Here is a 23322-nt window from a genome sequence, read left to right as displayed (position 1 = left end):
TGCGCAATGAGTGCGACTGCAACTTCTGCACCACAGAATAAATCTCTGGAGTGGCTCAACCGCTTACGCGCGAACCCCAAGATCCCATTAATGGTGGCGGCGGCAGCGGCCGTTGCTATTGTCGTCGCCATGGTACTGTGGGCAAAAAGCCCGGACTACCGCACCCTTTATAGCAACCTCTCCGACCAGGACGGCGGGGCTATTGTTACCCAGTTAACTCAAATGAACGTCCCTTATCGTTTCTCTGATAACGGTGGGGCTATTGAAGTGCCGGCAGATAAAGTTCATGAACTGCGTCTGCGACTCGCACAACAGGGGCTGCCAAAAGGCGGCGCTGTCGGTTTCGAACTGCTGGACCAGGAAAAATTTGGCATCAGCCAGTTCAGCGAGCAGGTTAACTACCAGCGTGCGTTGGAAGGAGAACTGGCTCGTACCATTGAAACACTCGGTCCGGTGAAAAGCGCGCGCGTCCATCTCGCGATGCCGAAACCGTCTTTGTTCGTGCGTGAACAAAAATCACCGTCCGCCTCGATCACGGTCAATCTTGCACCGGGTCGCGCCATGGACGATGGTCAAATCACGGCGATTGTTCACCTGGTTTCCAGCGCCGTCGCCGGCCTGCCGCCGGGTAACGTGACCGTGGTTGATCAGAGCGGTCGTCTGTTAACCCAGTCTAATACCGCCGGTCGTGACCTGAACGATGCGCAGTTGAAATACTCAGCAGATGTTGAGAGCCGGGTACAGCGTCGTATTGAGTCCATCCTCGCGCCAATCGTGGGTAACGGTAACGTCCATGCCCAGGTTACCGCACAGATTGATTTTGCAAATAAAGAACAAACCGAAGAGCAATACCAGCCAAACGGCGACGCCTCTCAGGCGGTACTGCGCTCTCGCCAGACCAACGAAAGCGAGCAGATTGGTGGAAACTATCCGGGCGGCGTACCGGGTGCGCTGTCTAATCAGCCTGCCCCGGCTAATGCTGCACCGATCACCACACCGCCTGCGAACCAACAGAATGGTCAGCAAAATCAGAATGGTCAGCAGACGGCTACTTCCGCCACAAGCAACGCGGTGCCGCGCAACACCACCCGTAACGAAACGGCAAACTACGAAGTCGACCGCACCATTCGTCATACCAAGATGAATGTCGGTGATATTGAGCGTCTCTCTGTTGCTGTGGTGGTGAACTATCGCACCCTGCCGGATGGCAAGACCGAAGCGCTGAGCGCAGACCAGCTTAAGCAAATTGAAGACCTGACCCGCGAAGCCATGGGCTACACCGAAAAACGTGGCGATACCCTGAACGTGGTGAACTCACCGTTCAACGCAACCGACGATGTGGGTGGTCAGCTTCCGTTCTGGCAACAGCAGAGCTTCATCGATCAGATGTTGAATGCAGGTCGCTGGCTGCTAGTGCTTATTGTCGCCTGGCTGCTGTGGCGTAAAGCGGTTCGCCCGCAACTGGTTCGCCGTCAGGAAGAAGCGAAGGCGATACAGGAAGCGCAGCGTGCCCGTGCTGAAATTGAAGAATCCGTGGAGGTTCGTCTGAGCAAAGACGAGCAACTCCAGCAGCGTCGTAATAATCAGCGTCTGAGTGCAGAGGTGATGAGCCAACGCATTCGTGAAATGTCAGACAACGATCCGCGCGTTGTGGCGCTGGTCATTCGCCAGTGGATGAGTACTGAAAATGAGCAATAATGCAACCGGCCTTACCGGTACCGATAAAAGCGTCATTCTGCTGATGACCATTGGGGAAGACCGCGCAGCGGAAGTGTTCAAGCATCTGTCCCAGCGGGAAGTGCAGCATCTCAGTACCGCGATGGCCAGCATGCGTCAGTTTTCCAATAAGCAACTAGTGGAAGTACTGCAGGAATTTGAAGGCGAAGCAGAGCAATTCGCGGCACTGAACATCAATGCCAACGACTACCTGCGTACGGTACTGGTGAAAGCGCTCGGCGAAGAGCGCGCTGCCAGCCTGCTGGAGGATATTCTCGAAACCCGCGATACCACCAGTGGCATCGAAACGCTCAACTTTATGGAACCACAGAGTGCCGCCGACCTTATTCGCGACGAGCACCCGCAGATTATCGCCACCATCCTCGTCCACCTCAAACGTGGCCAGGCTGCCGATATTCTCGCCCTGTTTGATGAGCGTCTGCGCCATGACGTGATGCTGCGTATCGCTACGTTCGGCGGCGTACAGCCAGCCGCACTGGCAGAACTGACCGAGGTACTCAACAACTTGCTCGACGGTCAGAACCTCAAACGCAGCAAAATGGGCGGCGTGAGAACGGCGGCGGAGATCATCAACCTGATGAAAACGCAGCAGGAAGAAGCGGTTATTACTGCGGTTCGCGAATTCGACGGCGAGCTGGCACAAAAAATTATCGACGAGATGTTCCTGTTCGAAAACCTCGTGGATGTGGACGACCGCAGTATCCAGCGCCTGCTGCAGGAAGTGGATTCCGAATCCCTGCTTATCGCGCTCAAAGGCTCCGAAGCACCGTTGCGCGACAAGTTCCTGCGCAACATGTCCCAGCGTGCGGCGGATATCCTGCGCGACGACCTTGCCAACCGTGGCCCGGTCCGTCTGTCTCAGGTGGAAAACGAGCAGAAAGCCATCCTGCTTATTGTTCGTCGTCTGGCCGAAACCGGCGAGATGGTAATTGGCAGCGGCGAGGATACCTATGTCTAATGAATTGCCGTGGAAGATCTGGACACCAGAAGATCTTGCTTTGCCGGTACCTGAATTTATCGCGGCACTGTCCACAAGCGATGAACCGCGCGTAGAGGTCGAAGACGAGCAATCTGCTGAGCAAAAGCGTCAACAGCAGTTGGCGCAGATACAAATGCAGGCGCATGAAGCAGGCTATAATGCAGGTCTGGCGGAAGGCAGACAAAAAGGCCAGGAGCAAGGCTACCAGGAAGGTCTCTCTCAGGGCTACGAAAATGGTATGAACCAGGCACGCCAGCAGCAGGCACCTATCCATGCCCGTATGCAACAACTGGTTAGCGAATTTCAGTACACCCTGGATGCGCTGGACAGCGTGATTGCCTCGCGTCTGATGCAGATGGCGCTTGAAGCCGCGCGTCAGGTGATTGGCCAGGCCGCCTGCGTGGACAATGGCGCACTGATTAAACAGATTCAGATGCTGCTGCAACAGGAACCCCTGTTCAGCGGTAAACCGCAACTGCGTGTGCATCCGGATGATTTGCAGCGCGTAGAAGAGATGCTTGGCGCAACGCTCAGCCTGCACGGCTGGCGTCTGCGCGGTGACCCGACCCTGCACCCCGGCGGCTGTAAAGTCTCTGCGGATGAGGGCGATCTCGACGCCAGCGTGGCAACGCGCTGGCAGGAACTGTGCCGTCTTGCGGCACCGGGAGTCGTCTGATGACTGCACGTCTGACCCGATGGCTGACTTCGCTCGATAATTTCGAAGCCCGAATGGCACAACTGCCCTCCGTGCGTCGTTATGGTCGTTTGACGCGTGCTACCGGTCTGGTGCTGGAAGCGACAGGTCTGCAACTGCCGCTGGGTGCGACCTGTGTTATTGAACGCCAGGAGAACGGCGAAACCCGTGAAGTCGAAAGCGAAGTTGTCGGTTTTAACGGGCAGCGCCTGTTCCTGATGCCACTCGAAGAAGTGGAAGGCATCCTGCCTGGCGCACGCGTGTATGCGAAAAGTATTCTTGGCGATGGTTTGCAAAGCAGTAAACAATTGCCACTGGGCCCTGCCCTCCTGGGCCGTGTGCTGGACGGCGGCGGCAAACCACTTGATGGCATGCCCGCACCGGATACCGGTGAAACCGGCGCGCTGATTACCCAACCGTTTAACCCGCTGCAACGTACCGCTATCGAGCATGTGCTGGATACCGGCGTGCGTGCCATCAACGCCCTGTTAACGGTAGGCCGCGGCCAGCGTATGGGGCTGTTTGCCGGTTCCGGCGTGGGTAAGAGCGTCTTGTTAGGCATGATGGCCCGCTATACCCAGGCTGACGTTATCGTGGTCGGGCTTATCGGTGAGCGTGGTCGTGAAGTTAAAGATTTTATCGAGAATATCCTCGGTGCCGATGGCCGCGCACGTTCGGTTGTGATCGCCGCGCCTGCGGATGTCTCGCCGTTATTACGTATGCAGGGTGCTGCCTACGCCACCCGCATTGCGGAAGATTTCCGCGATCGCGGTCAGCACGTGTTGCTGATTATGGATTCCCTGACGCGTTATGCGATGGCCCAGCGTGAAATCGCGCTGGCTATCGGCGAGCCGCCAGCCACCAAAGGTTATCCACCTTCCGTCTTTGCCAAATTACCAGCACTGGTGGAGCGCGCAGGCAACGGTATTAGCGGCGGTGGTTCTATTACCGCATTTTATACCGTCCTGACCGAAGGGGATGACCAGCAGGATCCTATTGCCGACTCCGCGCGCGCCATCCTGGATGGACACATCGTACTGTCTCGCCGACTGGCAGAGGCGGGGCACTACCCTGCCATCGACATCGAAGCTTCTATCAGTCGTGCGATGACGGCCCTGATTACGGAAAAGCATTACGCCAGAGTAAGAAATTTCAAACAGTTGTTGTCGAGCTTCCAGCGTAACCGTGATTTGGTGAGCGTTGGCGCCTATGCGCGGGGCAGCGACCCGATGCTGGATAAAGCTATCGCATTGTGGCCGCAGCTTGAGGCTTTTTTACAACAAGGCATTTTCGAACGTGCCGGGTGGGAAGATTCAATACAAGCCCTTGAACTCATTTTCCCGAACGCATAACGCAGTGGGAGAGCGACGAATATGACGCAAAATAGCGCATTAACGACGCTAAAGGATTTGGCAGAGAAAGAAGTTGACGACGCAGCCCTGAGACTGGGTGAAATGCGCCGCGGTTGCCAGCAAGCGGAAGAGCAGCTAAAGATGCTGATGGATTATCAGCACGAATACCGCAACAACCTGAATAACGATATGAGCCAGGGCATCGGAGCCCAGCGCTGGCAAAACTATCAGCAGTTTATTCAAACGCTGGAAAAAGCCATCGAGCAGCATCGACAGCAACTGATGCAGTGGAATGAAAAGGTTGATACCGCACTGAATTGCTGGCGAGAGAAAAAACAACGACTGCAGGCATGGCAAACTTTGCAGGAAAGACAAAACGCTGCCGCACTACAGGCGGAAAACCGCCTCGATCAAAAGAAAATGGATGAATTTGCACAACGCGCATCCCAGAGGAAACATGAATGATCAACTTGCAGAAATTGCTTACGACAGATGTGGATGCAACCTCCGGTGTGCAAACGGGTGTCGGTAAAACCAGCGGCGATACGGCGCAAGATTTTCTGGCCCTGCTGGCAGGCGCCCTTAGTGGAAAAACGCTAACCGGTACTGACGCAGAGGGTAAGACAACCTTAACCCTTGCTGACCTGCAAGCCGCCAGCGGTAAGTCACTGAAAAATCTACGCGCATTGTCTTCTGACGATGCGCAGAGCCCTGCCCAGAAACTGGCAGATTTACTGGCCCGTCAGACGGCGAAAACCGATGGCGATACACTGACACTGACCACCGACAGTAAAACCCAGGTACAAACGCTGTTATCTGGCCTGACGCCGGAAACCAAAAACAGTGTTCTTGCTGCGCTCGGAAAAACGAACACCGCGACTGACACTACCATCAAATCGGCCGCTGACGATGACAGCAGTGATTTAAACGAAGAAGAGTTGGCGGGTCTTAGCGCTTTGATGGCTATGCTGCCGCATCAGCAAACCGCACAACTGGCGCCGACGAAATCCGCCGCCGATGTTTCTACCGCAGCCAACAGCGCGCTGGGTGCCACAAAACGTAGCGGGGTTGATCTGGCGAACCTCGCAGCCGGTGCACAAAAAGGCGATAACGCGAATACCGCAGCACAGGGAACATCCCTCTCTGCCGGAAGCGATACTGCACAACAGCAGGCAGGCATTTTTGGCAGCGCACTGGCGCCCGCCGCGAAGCAAGATGCGGATAACGCCACCATGACCATCAACACAACCGCCAGTATCGCACCGGTTATCAGTAATGCGTCATCAGCACAAGCCAGCGCGCCGATCTCTTCTGCGGTTCTGAGCGCACCGCTAGGCAGCAGCGAATGGCAACAGACGCTCAGCCAGCACGTCACCATGTTTACCCGCCAGGGTCAGCAAAGCGCTGAGTTGCATCTGCACCCGGAAGATCTTGGCCAGGTACAGATCTCCCTGAAACTTGATGACAATCTGGCGCAAATTCAGATGGTGTCGCCACACAGCCACGTCCGTCAGGCGCTGGAAGCGGCACTGCCTACGCTCAGGACATCGCTGGCTGAAAACGGCATCCAGTTGGGGCAAAGCAGCATCAGTAGCGAAAGTTTTGCCGGGCAGCAACAGTCTTTTTCTCAGCAGCAACAGTCTTCACGCACCGGTGGCGGCAGCAATCTGGCGGCTGAAGAGGATGAGCCGCTGATCGTGCCTGCAAGCCTGCAATCGGCGGCGCGTGGTAATGGTGCGGTCGATATCTTTGCCTAAACGCCAGAGGTAGCATGATTATCTCCGTCTTTTCCGCGCTTTGACGCGGACAGGACACGGGATAATCAGACTATGAGCAGTACCTAACAGGAAGCACGTATCAGATGACTGACACCGCTATCAACAAAAAAAAACGTAAGCGTAAAATCTGGATCCCGCTATTGGTGTTAATCACCCTCGCTGCATGCGCGACTGCTGGCTATAGTTACTGGCGTATGCAACAGCATCCGTCTACGGAAGCGAAAGCGGAGGCAGAAGCCCCGCCACCGCCGCCGGCGCCTGTATTTTTCGCACTCGATACCTTTACGGTAAACCTGGGCGATGCGGATCGTGTGCTGTATATCGGCATCACACTGCGTCTGAAAGATGACGCCACGCGTGCCAGACTGAGCGAATATTTACCAGAAGTGCGTAGCCGTTTGCTGTTGCTGTTCTCACGTCAGGATGCCTCCAAGCTCGCCACTGACGATGGTAAGCAACAACTGGCTACAGCGATTAAAGAAGCAATCGCAACACCGTTAGTGGCAGGGCAACCGAAACAAGAAGTCACTGACGTTCTTTATACAGCTTTCATTCTGCGGTAAAGACATGGGCGATAGCATTCTTTCTCAGGCCGAAATCGACGCGCTGCTCAACGGAGACAGCGATACGAGCGATGCTCCGAAGCCAGGTGCAAGTGGCGATAGCGATATTCGTCCCTATGACCCGAATACCCAGCGCCGCGTTGTACGTGAACGTCTACAGGCGCTGGAGATTATTAATGAACGTTTCGCGCGCCAGTTCCGTATGGGGTTGTTTAACCTGCTGCGTCGTAGCCCGGATATTACCGTCGGCGCGATCCGCATTCAGCCCTATCACGAGTTTGCGCGTAACTTACCGGTTCCGACCAACCTTAACCTTATCCACCTTAAGCCACTGCGCGGCACGGGATTATTTGTATTCTCCCCAAGCCTGGTGTTTATTGCCGTAGATAACTTATTTGGTGGTGATGGACGTTTCCCGACGAAGGTAGAAGGCCGCGAATTTACGCATACTGAACAGCGTGTCATTAACCGCATGTTGAAGCTGGCGCTTGAGGGCTACAGCGATGCATGGAAAGCTATTCATCCGCTGGACGTTGAGTATGTCCGTTCGGAGATGCAGGTTAAGTTCACCAATATTACGACCTCACCTAACGATATCGTGGTGAATACGCCATTCCATGTGGAAATTGGCAACCTGACGGGTGAGTTTAATATTTGTTTGCCGTTCAGCATGATAGAGCCGCTGCGTGAAGTGCTGGTCAACCCGCCGCTGGAGAACTCCCGCTCGGAAGATCAGAACTGGCGAGATAACCTGGTGCGCCAGGTTCAGCACTCCGAACTGGAACTGATTGCTAACTTTGCTGATATTTCGCTGCGGCTGTCGCAGATACTTAAACTTAAGCCCGGCGATGTCCTGCCGATCGATAAACCCGATCGCATCATTGCGCATGTGGACGGAGTGCCTGTACTCACCAGCCAGTATGGCACGCTAAATGGTCAGTACGCCCTGCGTGTCGAGCATCTGATTAACCCGATTTTGAATTCGCTGAATGAGGAACAGCCCAAATGAGTGATATGAACAATCCGTCCGATGAAAACAGTAGCGCAATGGACGATCTGTGGGCTGACGCGTTGAACGAACAAAAAACCACGACCAGCAAAAGCGCAGCTGACGCTGTCTTCCAACAGCTGGGCGGCGGTGACGTCAGTGGCAGCCTGCAGGATATCGATCTGATTATGGATATCCCGGTCAAACTGACCGTAGAGCTGGGCCGTACGCGTATGACTATTAAAGAGCTGCTGCGTCTGACGCAGGGTTCTGTGGTTGCCCTTGATGGCCTGGCCGGTGAGCCGCTGGACATCCTGATCAACGGTTACCTCATTGCGCAAGGCGAAGTTGTGGTCGTTGCGGATAAATACGGCGTCCGTATTACCGATATCATTACCCCGTCTGAGCGCATGCGTCGCCTGAGCCGCTGAGGCCAATGAATGAAAACCCAGGCCACGGTTAGCCAGCCGTCAAATGTACCGGGTTCGCCACTACTGCAAGTCAGTGGCGCGCTGGTGTTGATTCTGGCGATAATTTTTATTGTCGCCTGGCTGGCGAAGCGTCTGGGATTCGCCGGGAAATCTGCGGGTAGCCGCGGTCTAAAAGTCAGCGCCAGCACCTCTGTAGGGCCACGCGAGCGCGTGGTCATTGTGGATGTGGAAGATGCACGTCTGGTGCTGGGCGTAACCCCTTCGCAGATTAATTTACTGCACACGCTTCCTCCGGCACCCGCCGAAAATGAAGACATGAAAGAGAAGACCCCGGACTTTCAGTCCGTGATGAAGAATTTGCTTAAGCGTTCCGGGAGAACCTGATGCGCCGTTTGTTACCTTTCGCGCTGGCCGGATTATGGCTGGCTGCCCCTGCCGCATTTGCTCAACTCCCGGGCCTGGTGAGTCAACCGCTGGCCAACGGCGGACAAAGCTGGTCTCTGCCGGTACAGACGCTGGTCTTTATCACGTCGCTGACCTTCCTGCCTGCCGTACTGCTGATGATGACCAGCTTCACCCGTATCATCATCGTGTTTGGTCTGCTGCGTAATGCCCTGGGTACGCCTTCCGCGCCGCCGAACCAGGTTATGCTGGGGCTGGCGTTGTTTTTAACCTTTTTTATTATGTCGCCGGTCATCGATAAGATTTACGCCGACGCCTATCAGCCTTTTAGCGAAAATAAGATTTCCGTCGATGTGGCGCTGGAGCGCGGTGCGCAACCACTGCGTGAGTTTATGCTGCGCCAGACGCGCGAAGCCGACCTCGCTCTCTTCGCCCGCTTAGCCAATAGCCCACCAATTCAGGGGCCGGAAGCCGTCTCCATGCGCATCCTGCTGCCGGCTTATGTGACCAGCGAACTCAAAACCGCCTTCCAGATTGGTTTTACGATATTCATTCCGTTTTTGATTATCGATCTGGTGATCGCCAGCGTCCTGATGGCGCTGGGGATGATGATGGTGCCACCTGCCACTATTGCCCTGCCGTTCAAGCTAATGCTGTTCGTGCTGGTGGATGGCTGGCAGTTACTGGTCGGTTCGCTGGCACAGAGTTTCTACAGTTAGGAGTGAAAGATGACACCTGAATCGGTCATGATGATTGGCACCGAGGCGATGAAAGTTGCCCTCGCGCTTGCCGCTCCGTTGCTCCTGGTAGCCCTGGTAACGGGTCTGATTATCAGCATTCTGCAGGCCGCCACGCAGATTAACGAAATGACGCTCTCGTTCATTCCCAAAATCATTGCGGTATTTGTGACTATCATCATTGCCGGACCGTGGATGCTCAATCTGCTGCTGGATTATATGCGCACGTTATACAGTAACCTGCCTTATATGATTGGATAAGCCCCGCATGTTTCATGTCACCAGCGATCAATGGCTACAATGGCTCAGCATGTATTTCTGGCCCTTGTTGCGCATTATGGCGCTGATCATGACGGCCCCTATCCTGAGTGAGCGCTCTATCCCCCGGCGCGTAAAAATGGGGCTGGGGCTGGTGATTACCTTTATCGTCGCCCCGACTCTGCCGCCCGTCGACGCGTCGATGTTTTCCTCTAATGGCTTATGGCTGGCGATACAACAGCTTCTGATAGGCATCGCGCTTGGTTTTACAATGCAGTTTGCCTTCGCGACGATTCGTTATGCCGGTGAGCTGATTGGCTTACAGATGGGCCTGTCGTTCGCGACCTTTGTCGATCCTACAAGCCACCTCAACATGCCTGTCCTTGCCCGATTTATGGACATGCTGGCGATGCTGCTGTTTTTAGTTCTCAATGGCCATCTATGGCTGATTTCAATGCTGATAGACACCTTTCATACGCTGCCAATTGGCGGAGACCCGGTAAACAGCGACGCGTTTATGGCCATTACCCGCTCTGCGGGCATGATTTTCGTCAATGGCGTTATGCTGGCATTACCCATCATCACCCTGCTGCTGACCATTAACCTGGCGATGGGGTTATTAAACCGCATGTCTCCACAATTCTCCCTTTTTGTTATTGGTTTCCCGATAACATTGACGGTGGGTATTTTGCTGATGGTCGCTATGATGCCCTTAATCGCACCCTATACCGAACGAGTATTTGGGGAAGTTTTCAATCTATTAGCGGATATCGTTGGCGAACTGCCGAAGAAATAACAACCCACACTTTTTATATAGCCTTCCTAAGGAAATTCCTAAAATCAATTTCGGAAATTACCCCCTACGATATACCTGGCGCGGGTTAATTGTTTTTAAGGTTCTCACAGAACACAACATTTACTTTACTTTGAGATGATTCCTGGCAAATTATACGTAACTTTACGGGATAGTGGTTTCGCCTGAGGTCGTCCTGCTCATTGTTTATTACTTTTTTGCCTGGTGGTTCGGGGACCTCTGGCGAGGGTGAATTATCGTTACGCATTGAGTGAGGGTATGCCATGTCAACGATTATTATGGATTTATGCAGTTATACCCGGTTGGGACTAACGGGGTATCTGGCAAGCCGGGGGGTAAAGAAACGAGAAATCAACGACGTAACAACTGTTGATGAACTCGAATCGGCATGTGTGGCGTTACAACCCACGGTGGTGTTTATTAATGAGGACTGCTTCATTCACGATCCTGTCAGCAGTCAGCATATAAAAGAAATCATTACTCAACACCCCCGGACGTTATTTATTGTATTTATGGCAATAGCTAATATTCACTTCGATGAATATTTGTTAGTTCGCAAGAATTTATTGATCAGTTCCAAGTCAATAAAGCCTGAGTCCCTGGACGATATTTTGGCCGACTATCTTAGTAAAGAGAAAAAAAGTATTGGGCACATTAATTTACCCACGCTATCACTGAGCCGGACGGAATCCAGCATGCTCAAAATGTGGATGTCGGGGCAGGATACCATCCAAATATCCGATCAGATGAATATTAAAGCGAAAACGGTATCATCACATAAAGGTAATATAAAAAGGAAAATCAAAACGCATAATAAGCAAGTGATCTATCATGTCGTGCGTCTGACCGACAATGTGACCAGCGGTATCTTTGTGAATATGCGGTAAAAAATTGAGGGATCACCCTCCGGAACGGAGGGCGAAAAGACTAATCAAGCAATTCAACAAAAACCCCGTCCGGATGACCTTTTTCATTAAAGAACCAGATACCGAGCGGGTAATCATCAAGTGACACCAGGTACATCGTACCTTCATTGAATTCTTCAATAGCCAGCACAACACCCGGACGGCGCGGACCACCGTCCGTCTTGACCGTAACCCGATCGTTTACCTTCATATTCATCCTCCTGTTTCATTTGTGCCAGTGTAGAACAATTCTCAATAACTAGCAGCGCCCGGGCGTTTGGCTGGCTATTTTTTCTACCGACTATACTTACCCGTGGGCCTGACGATGAGGTGAAACGGATGAGTACAGTTAAAGAGTACAGCGACACCGCAAAGCGGGACGTCAATGTCGACGTTGATGCCCTGCTGGCTGCAATAAACGAGATTTGTGAGAGCGAAATCCATCGTGTTGATGACGGCGAGGGTCAGCGCGTTAGCGTCGATGGGCGGGATTACCATACCTGGCGTGAACTGGCGGAGGCGTTCGAGCTTGATATTCACGACTTTAGCGTGACAGAAGTGAATCGCTAGAAAGAAAAAATCCCGGTCATGGGGTGGCCGGGATAAAGCTTGCTCTCGCAAGAAGCACTTGAAAATTCGTTACACCAGGGAATCTGATGTAACTGGCACCATATCCTCAAACTTATTGCATGACAAGGTAATATTACTTTGCTGAATAATTTAGTTTCGTAATATTTTCATCGCGGGCACATTCATAAACCCCGCGCCATGCCGCTTACCTGCTTTGGTTGCAGACTTTTCGCTAAGTGGCCTTACTAAAAAATGAGATTTGTCTTACCTGACTGCAAGGAGCAGACCATGCCAACACTTGACGACCCATTGCTGGTGTTTTCCGATGTTGACGGCACACTCCAGGATAGCCACACCGGCAACTGGCAGCCCGCGGCTGAGTGGCTTGCCCGTCTGCGTGAACATCATATCCCCCTGATCCTCTGTAGCAGTAAAACTGCCGCCGAAATGCTTGCCGTGCAACGCATGGTGGGTCTGGAAGGCCTGCCCTTTATCGCCGAAAACGGGGCTGTCATTCAGCTTGATGAACGCTGGAAGGATCACGAAAACTATCCGCGTATCATTACCGGCTCCTCCCACGACGAGATTGCTAAAGTGCTCATCGAATTGCGCAGCCGTGATGGCTATAAGTTCACGACCTTTAGCGAAATGGATGAGCATGTTCTGGCCGATGTCACCGGTCTTACCCCGGCACAAACCTCGCTGGCTCGCTTACAGGAAGCCTCTGAAACCTTAATCTGGCGGGATAGCGATGAACACATGCAGGCGTTAGACGCCGAACTGGCCCAACTCGGCTTACGCTTTGTGCAGGGGGCGCGATTCTGGCATGTCCTTGATGAACGCAGCGGGAAAGATCAGGCTGTAAACTGGCTGCTGCGCCAGTATCGCCATTACGATGGGGGCAGCCACGTCACTATAGGATTGGGCGATGGTCCTAACGATGCCCCTCTGTTAGACACCGTCAACTTCGCTATTGTGGTAAAAGGGCTGAACCGCCAGGGGATCCGCTTACAACACGATACGCCTGAGCGGGTATATCACTGCGCCCTTGAAGGCGCAGCGGGGTGGCGTGAAGGCATGGATTATGTGTTGGGTAACGGCGTCACGCCGTCTTCGGCGCAAACCTGATTACGACCATTATTTTTTGCGTGATACAACCGACTGTCGGCAACAGACTGGAGATACTCGAAATCATAGTTGCCGCTTTCCTGTGCGCTACTCACCCCAAGTGAGGCGGTAACACGAATGGTTTTGCTCTTCTGGACAAAAATTTCTTTGCTACTGATACGCTGGCGGATTTTTTCAGCAACGGCGGTAGCATCCGCAAGCGTCGCCCCCGGGAGCAAGACGCAAAACTCTTCTCCCCCGACGCGTCCGGCCACATCCTGCTCACGGATCGATTTACCAATCAAGCCCGCAGCATACGACAAGACCAAATCTCCCGCCTGATGGCCGAATCGATCGTTAACCCGTTTGAAATGGTCGAGGTCGATTTGAATCACCGAGAGCGGGAGATTTTGCGCCGCACACTCAGTTGTCAGCACCTGGGCGCGTTCAAACAACGCGCCGCGATTATTCAGCCGCGTCAATGGGTCATACCAGGCCTGCCATTGCAAGGTATGCTGGAGCTGAAACATGTTGCTGACCATCCGGCGAATCACCCCCCAGGAGAGCAACAGCATGGTGGTAAACAGCAGCCATAATAAAGCCAGGGCGATGCTGATACTGCCAAAATCACCGCGCAACCCCTCATGCAAGGTCTGGATACGCAACACACTGCCTTCGAAATGTTTCATTTTTACCCAGCTCACGAACCGCGTTCCCAACCGCAACCCGCCCGCTGTATCTCTGGACATTTCCCGTTGCAGTTGCGCATGTTCATCAGGGGAAAATTGCTGGCCCGTCGTTCCGTCGTTTGCGGTAGTGGTTAGCAACGCAAACTGCGCATCATATAGCTGGTATTCTCCTTTATCCTGACTCTGTCGTGCTTCGGTCAGCAATGCCTTCATTGACGACACGGGAAAACTCATGGATAGCACGCCATACCAGTAGTTTTGAAAATCCAGCGGTACACTGGCGGTCACCAGCGAATCGGCAATATTCGGTGCGTGTGCTTCATCGCTAAACCAACGTACCCCGCGCAGTCTGTTTTCACGCTCACTTTGCCCACTAAACCAGGGGCTGGTCAGATGCTGGTAGTACTGCTGTACGATTTCATTGTTATTCCCGACAGGCAGAGTAGAGATAAAAAACCCCGCCCGGGAAACATAAAGCGCACGGCGCGGAAACATCGTGGCACTGGAGGAAAAACGGAACAGATACCCGAGTTCCATCGCTGCAGTCAGCTCATTGTGCAACAACGGGTTGTCACGGCTTAGCGAGGCACTTTGGTCAACAAAATAGTCCGACACGCCATATAACGGCAGCGTCCGGCGGTTATCCAGCTCTATTTGCCAGTAAGGAAGTATCCGCTCCTTTTCGAACTCCGCCTGAATGTTACGCAAAACGTCAAAAGCCAGCGGAGTTTGGACCGCAGACTGCATACCATTGCGGAAAAAGAGCAGACGATCGATACCTACCTGCATCTGCCTGTCCAGCACGTTGGCAACGTTATCCAGCGCGTTTCGCTGACTAACGACATAGGCGCCTCGCATCACAATGACTTCACGCCATGTAAGTACCGTAGAACAGACCAGCACAATAACAAAACAGAGATTCACGACCCGGCTGGGAACAAACCAGGTTTTGACAAACGCAAGTCGCGGAGGACTTTTTACGACTTTTTCCTGCCCCACAAAGACTCCCTGAATAAACGCAACGCTGATGCGTTATGCGATCGCCAATGGCAAAAAAACTGTAAGAAGAAAAACGCCCGGACATGCCGGGCGTTTTAGATGGCTATGCCTCTTCGCAAAGCTTTTGTCCTTCACCGGGAACCAATTCATCTTCCCGAAAGGCTTCGCGTTTCACCACGTGACCGTCATACCAGCGGCACTCCACCATTCCACTGGAATAGCCGGTGACAATCATACGTGGCCCACCATTTTTTGCTTTTACTTCATCACTGACCAAAAAGACCATCTTTGCCTCCTGTATCAGGGTGAAACGATTTCACCTTAGACGAAGTTTCAACCTTTTGCGTAGTGGCAAAATCGAGAATTCAGGCATGCGTACCACGCAACCGTGCAATAAGTTTCACCGCCGACAGAACTATCGCACCGATGATAAAACCCAGGACCAGATTAGCCAGCACAGGGAGCAACGCCGCAACGACGGTATTACTGCCTTGAGCCATATGTTCAATGGCGTGGTGTAACGGCGCAATACCATGAACCACAATGCCACCGCCGACCAGGAACATGGCCAGCGTCCCGACGACTGACAATATTTTCATCAGCCATGGCGCAATAAATAACAAGCTTTTACCCAGCGCCTGCGCCAGAGCTGCCCGTTTTTCTGCCAGCCAGTAACCCATATCATCCAACTTGACGATAATGCCCACCAGGCCATACACCCCAATGGTGACCAGTACCGCAATTCCGGACAGAATCAGCACCTGATTTAACAGCGGTGCTTCGGCCACAATGCCCAGAGTGATGGCGACAATTTCCGCCGACAGAATAAAATCAGTGCGGATTGCGCCTTTCACTTTATCGCGTTCAAATTCGCGCGGATCTTGTGCGGCCATCGCGTTCAACCGCTGCTCACGCGCTTGCGCTGTCTCTTTATGCTTACGGGCCTCCAGGCTGTGCAAAACTTTCTCGACACCTTCAAAGCACAGAAATGCCCCGCCAATCATTAATAACGGCGTAACAGCCCAGGGTATAAAGGCGCTTATCAACAGCGCCAGCGGCACCAGAATTACTTTATTGAGCAGTGACCCTTTAGCCACGCTCCAGACGACAGGTAATTCGCGGTTTGCGCGTACGCCAGTAACCTGCTGGGCATTGAGGGAGAGATCGTCCCCCAGTACACCTGCGGTCTTTTTCGCCGCCAGTTTCCCCATCACCGAAATGTCATCCAGCAATGTGGCTATGTCATCGAGTAAAGTTAATAAGCTACTGCCTGCCAAAATGGTCTTCCTTATTGATTGTCTGTAATTTTTTGCCCGTTGATTCCCTTAGTATGATGTAAAAAGGCGGCAGCGAAAATCCTTCGGAGCAATACAACAAAAATTTAACAGATAAAATACAATTAACCGCTCGCCAGGGCGATAGTTTTGGCGTTTACTATATGCTTCCTTTTTATTTCGCTGTGAGGGAGTATGCGTTTCAGGCAGCTTTTACCGCTTATTAGTGCACTTTTCGCGCTGTATATTATTTGGGGTTCCACGTACTTTGTTATTCGCATCGGGGTTGAAAGCTGGCCACCGTTTATGATGGCTGGTGTACGTTTCCTTTCTGCCGGCATTTTGTTAATGGCGTTCCTGCTCATTACCGGCCATAAACTTCCCGCTTTACGTCCCCTGCTTAATGCAGCACTGATTGGCGTGTTACTGCTGGCCGTTGGTAACGGTTTTGTTACCGTTGCAGAACATCAGAACGTCCCTTCCGGCATCGCTGCCGTCGTTGTAGCGACCGTTCCGCTCTTTACACTCTGCTTTAGCCACTTTTTTGGTATCCAGACCCGCAAATTGGAATGGATGGGTATTGCTATTGGTCTGGCAGGTATCATCCTGCTTAATAGCGGCGGCAACCTGAGCGGTAACCCATGGGGCGCCCTGATGATCCTCGTTGGCTCGTTAAGCTGGGCATTCGGTTCCGTCTATGGTTCCCGCATTGAATTACCCACCGGTATGATGGCTGGTGCAATCGAAATGCTGGCGGCAGGCATCGTACTGTTGGTCACCTCGGCGCTCAGCGGCGAGCGGATGACCACATTACCAACCGTGCAGGGCTTTATGGCTGTCGGCTATCTGGCGATTTTCGGTTCAGTGATTGCCATCAATGCCTATATGTATCTGATACGCAATGTCAGCCCGGCTATCGCCACCAGCTATGCCTACGTTAACCCGGTGGTAGCCGTTTTGCTGGGTACCGGTTTTGGCGGCGAGCATCTCTCCAGCATCGAGTGGCTCGCGCTCGGGATTATTATTATGGCTGTCGTACTGGTGACGCTGGGGAAATACCTCTTCCCTGCCCGCCCTGTCGTGACCCCTTGTGAAGCGGAAAAGTAGCGTTCATTGATGAATGCCACGTGTGTCGATCTGCGCGGTGTCGCCTCCCCCGCAGATCCACTCTTCAAGCCGCTCGCCCAGCGCATCGTCCGTTAATTTAAGCCGCCCGCGTAACGCACACTCCCAGACAATTAAGACCCGCCACCCCTGTTCATGCAAAAGTGCGCTATCGCGCTTATCACGCACGACATTTTTACCGATTTTTTCCAGCCAGAATTCAGTTCGCGTCGCGGGGACTTTAAATAAATGGCAGTCGTGGTGATGCCAGAAACAGCCATGGGTAAAAATGACGGCGCGGTACTCATCCAGCACAAAATCAGGGCGCCCGGGTAATGCGGCATCCTGGACACGATATGTCAGGCCTAGTGTTTCCAGCAGCGAAGCAAGCCGTTTTTCAATTGCCGTGTCACGGGTGGCAATGGCACGCATGTTTTTGCTGCGCGTCGCCTTATCGTGGACATCTGCCATTCGCTCCCCCTCACGTTATCAGTCGGGTTGGTGATGAGCAAAACGATGTAATACATCATTGTCCAGCCCGTGATAATCACCCTGCAATTCGGCGCTGATTTTCGCCATAAATTGCACCAGATAATCGGCATTATGCTGCGCCAGCGCCCTACCCTTTTCCGTCTGCATGGTGGCAGGTAACGTCAGCAGCTTGGTCTGAAAATGATCAAGCGCATAACGTTTATCATTGAGTTCGCGCCCGTCGGCGAAGGGATCGTTGCTATCAAATAGCACCACACCCAGCGAACCGGCCACCGCAAAAACGCGCGCAAGCCCAATCGCACCCAGGGCTTCAAGCCTGTCGGCATCCTGGACAATTTTCGCTTCCAGCGTTTGTGGCACGATCCCGGCGCTATAGCTGTGCGCCTCAATAGCATGGCGTACCGCAGAGTAGCGCTCTTCCGGAAAGAGTGGAAAATCTGCGCGCAGGATCGCTGTCGTTTTTTCCGCTGCCATGCGTGAGGCTAATGACCGCTGCGGATCATTTTTTGCCAGGCTCACAATATCGTGAAAGTAGCAGGCCGTCAGAATCACCAGCCCATCCACCTCCTGGCCCGCCATTAGGTGCTGTGCGGTACGCCAGACCCGGCGAAAATGGGCGACATCATGAGCGGCGTCCGCCTGGGTGTAATGTTGTGCGACCCATGCGTCAAAGCGTTGTTGCCATTCAGTTAAGATCATTGTCACTCCTTCCAGGGAAAGCCGTAACCATAGCACTATTTTATTTCATTGCTTAGGCGTCCTTCCTTTTATGGGCGGAGCAGCCCCTGCTATGCGCCAATATGAGCTCCGTTGCGCTATCATCGCCATTGCGACAACACATATCATTTCACCAAAAATGCGAAATCATCGTATTACACTGGCTGAGCAACCCTTTCATAAAATTTTATACAGTATCAAAAGATAACCTTTACCTATATTCATATTATAAACCCGCACTTTTTTGTCTATTTTCTCACCGCATTGATTCACTTTAAAAATAATTAATCACTGCCGGACACAATGCATGACATAAAAAACAACAGTAAAACATTAGTATATTATTTTCATTTGCATGGCATGCGTTGACAGCTATCAGCATTGAGTCGCTTCTACTTTATACATCGTCTTCAATGATGTGCCCGGGGAGAACACCCCGGGCTTTTTTTGCCGTTCAAATTCACCACCCGAATACTAGCGATTCAAATATAAAACTGAAAAATAAAATACATTTAAACTATGTTATTAACGAAATGATAAAAACAACAAATACAATAAAATCAATAAAATGAATAGATCCAGCCACTTTAAATTCACAGGAAAAATACCACCATCAAAAGAAACATTTTGCAATATTTTAAATAATTTGCTTACATATTTGACGTAAAAATTAATGAACTTAATAGAATAGTATTCAGTTTGTAATATCGGATGAAATTGCAAATATTCATATAAATTATGATCTCAAGGGAATAGATTATGGAAAGAAAAGTACTGGCAACTTTAGTGCCTGCGTTATTATTCGCAGGCGCAGCAAATGCGGCGGAAATTTATAACAAGAACGGAAATAAAGTCGATTTCTACGGGAAAATGGTCGGCGAACGCATTTGGTCTGACACCGATAAACACAACAGCGAAAATCAAGATACCTCTTACGCCCGTATCGGTATTAAGGGCGAAACCCAGATCAACAGCGAACTCACCGGCTTTGGTCAGTGGGAATACAATATGGATGCCAGCCATCCTGAAGGCGGCCAGGATGAGAGTACACGTCTCGCCTTCGCTGGTCTGAAATTTGGCAACTTTGGTTCTTTCGATTATGGCCGTAATTATGGTGTCGCTTATGATGTCGCGGCATACACCGATATGCTGGTTGAATGGGGTGGTGATTCCTGGGCTTCCGCCGACAACTTTATGAATGGCCGTACCAATGGCGTTGCCACTTACCGTGTCACTGATTTCTTCGGTGAAGTTGAAGGTCTGAATCTGGCGCTGCAATATCAGGGCAAAAACGACAATCGTATCGTAAAAAAACAGAACGGCGATGGCTACAGCATGTCAGCCTCTTATCAGTTCGATGGGTTTGGTTTTGCCGCAACCTACGGTAAAGCGGACCGTACTGACGAGCAGGCTGCTGACCGTAAAGGCGATAACGCAGAAATCTGGTCCATCGCGGCAAAATACGATGCAAACAATGTTTACGCTGCAATGATGTACGGCGAAACCCGTAACATGACCGTCGAAAAAGACGGCCAGTTTGCTAATAAAACGCAGAACTTCGAAGCCGTTATCCAGTACCAGTTTGATTTCGGTTTGCGCCCTTCTCTCGGTTACGTCTACTCTAAAGGCGATGACCTGAGCCGTCGCGGTAGCTTTAAAGGCGGCGACGCTGCGCGCGTAAACTACATCGAGCTCGGTACCTGGTACTACTTCAACAAAAACATGAACGTTTACGCGGCATACCAGTTCAACTTGCTGGATGACACGCGCTACGTTCGTGAAACAGGCACCAATAAAAACGACCAGTTCGCACTGGGTATTGTTTACCAGTTCTAAGCATACTTTTCTTTCAAAAGCCCGCCGCGAGCGGGCTTTTTTGTGGCAAAAGCACAGGCCGGCCGCATGATATGGCATGCAGTGATAAAATTTACGGGAGTAATGAGAAAAACATCTGTGACAAGAGTCGTTGAAAGCAAAGCGCGTAACTGTTTGAATAGTGGCGGAGAGAGGGGGATTTGAACCCCCGGTAGAGTTGCCCCTACTCCGGTTTTCGAGACCGGTCCGTTCAGCCGCTCCGGCATCTCTCCGTTTCAATGGTTGCCATGATGCCAGGTAATTTGGCATTTTAACAGACCCTGTCCCGTTAATTTGGTTCAAGTGGCGAGTTTGCGAGCAAAGCGATGATTAAGTGGCCCTGGAAAACAAAGGAAGCCTCTCACGGTGCGGAATTCCCATGGGAAGAAGCGTTAAGTATCCCCGTGTTAGCGAGCCTTTCTTTAGATGAACAAGAGAAACTGGTTCACCTTGCTGACCGTTTTTTGCAACAAAAACGGCTGGTTGCCTTGCAAGGTTTCGAACTGGATGCGCTAAAGAGCGCACGTATCAGCCTGCTCTTTTGCCTGCCGGTACTGGAACTCGGCCTTGAATGGCTGGATGGCTTCCATGAAGTGCTCATCTACCCTGCTCCGTTTGTCGTTGACGATGAATGGGAAGACGGTATTGGTCTGGTGCATAGCCAACGTATCGTCCAGTCGGGGCAAAGCTGGCAGCAGGGACCCATTGTCCTGAACTGGCTCGATATCCAGGATTCGTTCGATGCATCTGGTTTCAACCTGATCATTCACGAAGTTGCACACAAACTGGACACGCGTAATGGCGATCGTGCAAACGGTATTCCATTGATTCCTCTGCGTGAAGTCGCGGCATGGGAACATGACCTGCACGCAGCGATGGAAAACATTCAGGATGAAATCGACCTGGTGGGAGAAAGCGCAGCCAGTATTGATGCCTATGCGGCGACCGATCCTGCGGAGTGTTTTGCCGTGCTTTCGGAGTATTTTTTTAGCGCACCTGAGCTGTTCGCCCCGCGTTTCCCGGCGTTATGGCAACGTTTCTGTCACTTCTATGGCCAGGATCCATTATCGCGCCTGCGCGATCGGCCTTACTCAGCAAATGATCCCGTAAGTCGTGTGCACTAAAAAGGCAATTTGCACTTTAATTCACCAATTGAATCAGCAAGTTAAATTAGGTATTGACACATATGAACGTGGCAAGTAGTATGCGCCCCGTTCACACGATTCCTCTGTAGTTCAGTCGGTAGAACGGCGGACTGTTAATCCGTATGTCACTGGTTCGAGTCCAGTCAGAGGAGCCAAATTTAGAAAACCCGCTTAAGGCAACTTAAGCGGGTTTTTGCTTTTATGGCCTCACATCCCCTTCTCTGCCAGCGCCTGTAATTCGCCTTTCAGCCAGTCCGTTGCCGCACGCTTACCACTGCGCTTATGCGAATAAATTTTTACCTCAAAGGGCGGCACAGCAAAGGGGAGATCAAAAAGCGCTAATTGCGCGGCCAGCTTCATCTTCCCGGCGGCAAAACGCGGAATAGCGAGCAACAGGTCGCTCTGCTCAATAATGAACGGCGCGCTGAGCATCGAGGGTGTTTTTATCGTCACCTGCCGCGTATACCCCATCCGCTCCAGTTGCAGATCCAAAATACCCTGCTTCTCGTTCCAGGGGGTGACAACCAGATGCCTGGCCGCAAGATAATCTTCGAGCGTGAGCCGTGTGCGCTGGCTGTTACTGATGACGACATACTCATCTTCAAACCAGACAATTTCATCCAGTTCTGGATGCGCCTCGTCATCCGGTGCACTGAACCCCAGCGCCAGATCAATCTCGCCGGCAAGCAATTCCGTCAACGCCGGGCTATGCGGTAAATAACGCAACTCAAAACGCAGTCCTGGCGCAGTCTCCTGCAACCGATTCATCAAGGCCGGAAAGATAGAAAACGCTGTGAAATCCGTAATAGCAATCTGAAAGCAATCGGTACTGCTGGCCGCGTCAAACGCAGGTTGTGGCGTCAGTTCCTGATTAAGGGACTTCAACGCCGGGGCGATAGCGGGTGCGAGCTGGGTCGCATACACGCTGGGGCACATCCGGTGACCTTCACGATAGAACAGTGGATCGTTCAATGTGACGCGCAGCCGCGACAGCGCATGACTGAGCGCAGACGTACTCATAGCCAGCTCCTCGGCGGCCGCTCTGACAGAACGATGCCGATAGATAGCGTCAAAAACGGGCAAAAGGTTTAGATCAAGACGTCGCAAAGCATGATGCATAATATTCATCAACCAGTGATTTCATTGCACTTAATTCTTTTAACAATACCCCTTATGCTTAACGCCAGCAATTTGAACCCACGCATAACAGACAGGAAGAGAAATGAGCATCACAATTCGCCAGGCACGCCCAACGGACGCAAATGCAATTTATGACATGATTTATGAACTGGCGGTGTACGAAAAAGCCCCGGAAGAAGTGGTGACCACGCCGGACGAAATTAAGGCCACTCTGTTTGGTTCCGACAGTAAAACCGAAGCGTTAATCTGTGAGATCGACGGTAAAGTGGCGGGTTATGCGGTCTTCTTCACCAGCTACTCGACCTGGCTCGGACGCAACGGTATCTATATGGAAGATTTGTACATTTCCCCGGACTATCGCGGTGCAGGGGCAGGCAAAGCCTTACTGAAATACATTGCGCAATGCGCGGTGCAGCGCAAATGTGGTCGTCTGGAATGGAGCGTGCTCGACTGGAACAAACCAGCAATTGATTTCTACCTGAGCATCGGCGCACTGCCGCAAAGCGAGTGGGTACGCTATCGTCTTGATGGCGATGCGCTGCTGAAATTTGCGGAGTAACCTGCAACGCGCGTATCCCCCGCCGCATCCGTAC

At 52.1% G+C, this 23322-nt stretch carries 27 protein-coding genes and 2 tRNA genes; 21 read left to right on the top strand and 8 right to left on the bottom strand.

All coding sequences use genetic code 11. The annotated features are described in order from the left end of the window. Window positions 1-6 precede the first annotated feature (6 nt). From fliF to rcsA, 14 genes are all read left to right on the top strand, one after another. Window positions 7-1698 carry a flagellar basal-body MS-ring/collar protein FliF gene (gene fliF / locus ACS0RQ_RS10095; protein WP_271849118.1) on the top strand — a complete coding sequence of 564 codons (1692 nt, stop codon included), beginning with the start codon at window positions 7-9 and terminating at the stop codon, window positions 1696-1698. Then, the gene (gene fliG / locus ACS0RQ_RS10090) at window positions 1688-2695 is read left to right on the top strand and encodes a flagellar motor switch protein FliG (RefSeq protein ID WP_334633504.1); all 1008 of its coding nucleotides are present in this window, start codon (window positions 1688-1690) and stop codon (window positions 2693-2695) included. The genes fliF and fliG overlap by 11 nt, the downstream gene beginning before the upstream one ends. Continuing rightward, window positions 2688-3392 carry a flagellar assembly protein FliH gene (fliH, locus tag ACS0RQ_RS10085; RefSeq protein WP_271849120.1) on the top strand — a complete coding sequence of 235 codons (705 nt, stop codon included), beginning with the start codon at window positions 2688-2690 and terminating at the stop codon, window positions 3390-3392. The genes fliG and fliH overlap by 8 nt, the downstream gene beginning before the upstream one ends. Next, window positions 3392-4762: a flagellar protein export ATPase FliI gene (gene fliI, locus ACS0RQ_RS10080; RefSeq protein ID WP_041851828.1), complete on the top strand. Its 1371-nt coding sequence runs from the start codon at window positions 3392-3394 to the stop codon at window positions 4760-4762. Before fliH ends, fliI begins: the two co-directional genes overlap by 1 nt. A 21-nt stretch (window positions 4763-4783) precedes the next feature. Further along, the gene (gene fliJ / locus ACS0RQ_RS10075) at window positions 4784-5227 is read left to right on the top strand and encodes a flagellar export protein FliJ (protein ID WP_041851829.1); all 444 of its coding nucleotides are present in this window, start codon (window positions 4784-4786) and stop codon (window positions 5225-5227) included. Beyond that, complete coding sequence (gene fliK, locus ACS0RQ_RS10070) at window positions 5224-6519, top strand: flagellar hook length control protein FliK (RefSeq protein WP_271849121.1); 1296 nt, start codon at window positions 5224-5226, stop codon at window positions 6517-6519. Before fliJ ends, fliK begins: the two co-directional genes overlap by 4 nt. A gap of 104 nt (window positions 6520-6623) precedes the next feature. After that, complete coding sequence (fliL, locus tag ACS0RQ_RS10065) at window positions 6624-7103, top strand: flagellar basal body-associated protein FliL (RefSeq protein WP_271849122.1); 480 nt, start codon at window positions 6624-6626, stop codon at window positions 7101-7103. A gap of 4 nt (window positions 7104-7107) precedes the next feature. Then, window positions 7108-8112, top strand: a complete 1005-nt coding sequence (fliM, locus tag ACS0RQ_RS10060; RefSeq protein WP_041851832.1) for a flagellar motor switch protein FliM — start codon at window positions 7108-7110, stop codon at window positions 8110-8112. Continuing rightward, window positions 8109-8522 (top strand): flagellar motor switch protein FliN, encoded by a 414-nt coding sequence (gene fliN / locus ACS0RQ_RS10055; protein ID WP_041851833.1) that lies wholly within the window; start codon window positions 8109-8111, stop codon window positions 8520-8522. The genes fliM and fliN overlap by 4 nt, the downstream gene beginning before the upstream one ends. A gap of 9 nt (window positions 8523-8531) precedes the next feature. After that, window positions 8532-8906: a flagellar biosynthetic protein FliO gene (gene fliO, locus ACS0RQ_RS10050; protein ID WP_271849123.1), complete on the top strand. Its 375-nt coding sequence runs from the start codon at window positions 8532-8534 to the stop codon at window positions 8904-8906. Then, entirely contained in the window at window positions 8906-9643 is a 738-nt protein-coding gene (gene fliP / locus ACS0RQ_RS10045) for a flagellar type III secretion system pore protein FliP (protein ID WP_041851835.1), read from the top strand. Before fliO ends, fliP begins: the two co-directional genes overlap by 1 nt. Window positions 9644-9652: 9 nt before the next feature. After that, window positions 9653-9922 carry a flagellar biosynthesis protein FliQ gene (fliQ, locus tag ACS0RQ_RS10040; RefSeq protein ID WP_041851836.1) on the top strand — a complete coding sequence of 90 codons (270 nt, stop codon included), beginning with the start codon at window positions 9653-9655 and terminating at the stop codon, window positions 9920-9922. Window positions 9923-9929: 7 nt separating this feature from the next. Next, complete coding sequence (fliR, locus tag ACS0RQ_RS10035) at window positions 9930-10715, top strand: flagellar biosynthetic protein FliR (RefSeq protein ID WP_271849124.1); 786 nt, start codon at window positions 9930-9932, stop codon at window positions 10713-10715. Window positions 10716-10996: 281 nt separating this feature from the next. Next, complete coding sequence (gene rcsA, locus ACS0RQ_RS10030) at window positions 10997-11620, top strand: transcriptional regulator RcsA (protein WP_041851838.1); 624 nt, start codon at window positions 10997-10999, stop codon at window positions 11618-11620. 40 nt (window positions 11621-11660) lie between these two features. Here rcsA and dsrB read toward each other — a convergent pair whose 3' ends face one another. Continuing rightward, window positions 11661-11849, bottom strand: a complete 189-nt coding sequence (gene dsrB / locus ACS0RQ_RS10025; RefSeq protein ID WP_041851839.1) for a protein DsrB — start codon at window positions 11847-11849, stop codon at window positions 11661-11663. 128 nt (window positions 11850-11977) lie between these two features. Here dsrB and yodD point away from each other — a divergent pair, with 128 nt between their 5' ends. Further along, window positions 11978-12208: a YodD family peroxide/acid resistance protein gene (gene yodD / locus ACS0RQ_RS10020; RefSeq protein ID WP_041851840.1), complete on the top strand. Its 231-nt coding sequence runs from the start codon at window positions 11978-11980 to the stop codon at window positions 12206-12208. Window positions 12209-12496: 288 nt separating this feature from the next. Next, window positions 12497-13336, top strand: a complete 840-nt coding sequence (locus ACS0RQ_RS10015; protein ID WP_271849125.1) for a mannosyl-3-phosphoglycerate phosphatase-related protein — start codon at window positions 12497-12499, stop codon at window positions 13334-13336. Here the strand turns inward: ACS0RQ_RS10015 and dgcQ are convergent. The 3 genes from dgcQ to ACS0RQ_RS10000 form a co-directional block, all read right to left on the bottom strand. Continuing rightward, complete coding sequence (dgcQ, locus tag ACS0RQ_RS10010) at window positions 13291-15003, bottom strand: cellulose biosynthesis regulator diguanylate cyclase DgcQ (protein ID WP_271849126.1); 1713 nt, start codon at window positions 15001-15003, stop codon at window positions 13291-13293. The genes ACS0RQ_RS10015 and dgcQ overlap by 46 nt on opposite strands. Before the next feature lie 103 nt (window positions 15004-15106). Further along, window positions 15107-15289, bottom strand: coding sequence for a YodC family protein (locus ACS0RQ_RS10005; protein ID WP_041851843.1), 183 nt, complete (start codon window positions 15287-15289; stop codon window positions 15107-15109). 79 nt (window positions 15290-15368) lie between these two features. After that, entirely contained in the window at window positions 15369-16280 is a 912-nt protein-coding gene (locus tag ACS0RQ_RS10000; RefSeq protein ID WP_271849127.1) for a DUF808 domain-containing protein, read from the bottom strand. Window positions 16281-16472: 192 nt separating this feature from the next. Between ACS0RQ_RS10000 and yedA the strand changes: the two genes are divergently transcribed. Then, complete coding sequence (gene yedA, locus ACS0RQ_RS09995; protein ID WP_271849128.1) at window positions 16473-17384, top strand: drug/metabolite exporter YedA; 912 nt, start codon at window positions 16473-16475, stop codon at window positions 17382-17384. A gap of 3 nt (window positions 17385-17387) precedes the next feature. Here yedA and ACS0RQ_RS09990 read toward each other — a convergent pair whose 3' ends face one another. Both ACS0RQ_RS09990 and ACS0RQ_RS09985 read right to left on the bottom strand, forming a co-directional pair. After that, on the bottom strand, window positions 17388-17852 hold the full coding sequence (locus tag ACS0RQ_RS09990; RefSeq protein WP_193793812.1) for a very short patch repair endonuclease: 465 nt from the start codon (window positions 17850-17852) through the stop codon (window positions 17388-17390). 18 nt (window positions 17853-17870) lie between these two features. After that, window positions 17871-18572, bottom strand: a complete 702-nt coding sequence (locus ACS0RQ_RS09985; protein WP_271849129.1) for a phosphohydrolase — start codon at window positions 18570-18572, stop codon at window positions 17871-17873. A gap of 777 nt (window positions 18573-19349) precedes the next feature. On the opposite strand from ACS0RQ_RS09985, the gene ACS0RQ_RS09980 reads away from it, so the two are divergent. Then, entirely contained in the window at window positions 19350-20426 is a 1077-nt protein-coding gene (locus ACS0RQ_RS09980) for a porin (RefSeq protein ID WP_271849130.1), read from the top strand. Window positions 20427-20587: 161 nt separating this feature from the next. Here the strand turns inward: ACS0RQ_RS09980 and ACS0RQ_RS09975 are convergent. Beyond that, window positions 20588-20677, bottom strand: a tRNA-Ser gene (locus ACS0RQ_RS09975). 93 nt (window positions 20678-20770) lie between these two features. Here ACS0RQ_RS09975 and mtfA point away from each other — a divergent pair. Together mtfA and ACS0RQ_RS09965 are read left to right on the top strand one after the other, a co-directional pair. Next, entirely contained in the window at window positions 20771-21568 is a 798-nt protein-coding gene (mtfA, locus tag ACS0RQ_RS09970; RefSeq protein WP_271850586.1) for a DgsA anti-repressor MtfA, read from the top strand. A gap of 100 nt (window positions 21569-21668) precedes the next feature. Further along, window positions 21669-21744, top strand: a tRNA-Asn gene (locus tag ACS0RQ_RS09965). Window positions 21745-21796: 52 nt separating this feature from the next. Here the strand turns inward: ACS0RQ_RS09965 and ACS0RQ_RS09960 are convergent. Continuing rightward, window positions 21797-22720: a LysR family transcriptional regulator gene (locus ACS0RQ_RS09960; RefSeq protein WP_271850587.1), complete on the bottom strand. Its 924-nt coding sequence runs from the start codon at window positions 22718-22720 to the stop codon at window positions 21797-21799. A 91-nt stretch (window positions 22721-22811) separates the two neighbouring features. On the opposite strand from ACS0RQ_RS09960, the gene ACS0RQ_RS09955 reads away from it, so the two are divergent. Beyond that, window positions 22812-23288 carry a GNAT family N-acetyltransferase gene (locus ACS0RQ_RS09955; RefSeq protein ID WP_271850588.1) on the top strand — a complete coding sequence of 159 codons (477 nt, stop codon included), beginning with the start codon at window positions 22812-22814 and terminating at the stop codon, window positions 23286-23288. Window positions 23289-23322 lie beyond the last annotated feature (34 nt).

This window comes from Phytobacter diazotrophicus (assembly GCF_052061655.1).
Lineage (GTDB): Bacteria > Pseudomonadota > Gammaproteobacteria > Enterobacterales > Enterobacteriaceae > Phytobacter > Phytobacter diazotrophicus.
Note: the sequence above shows the minus strand (reverse complement) of the source record. Positions and strands in the feature narration are given on the sequence as shown.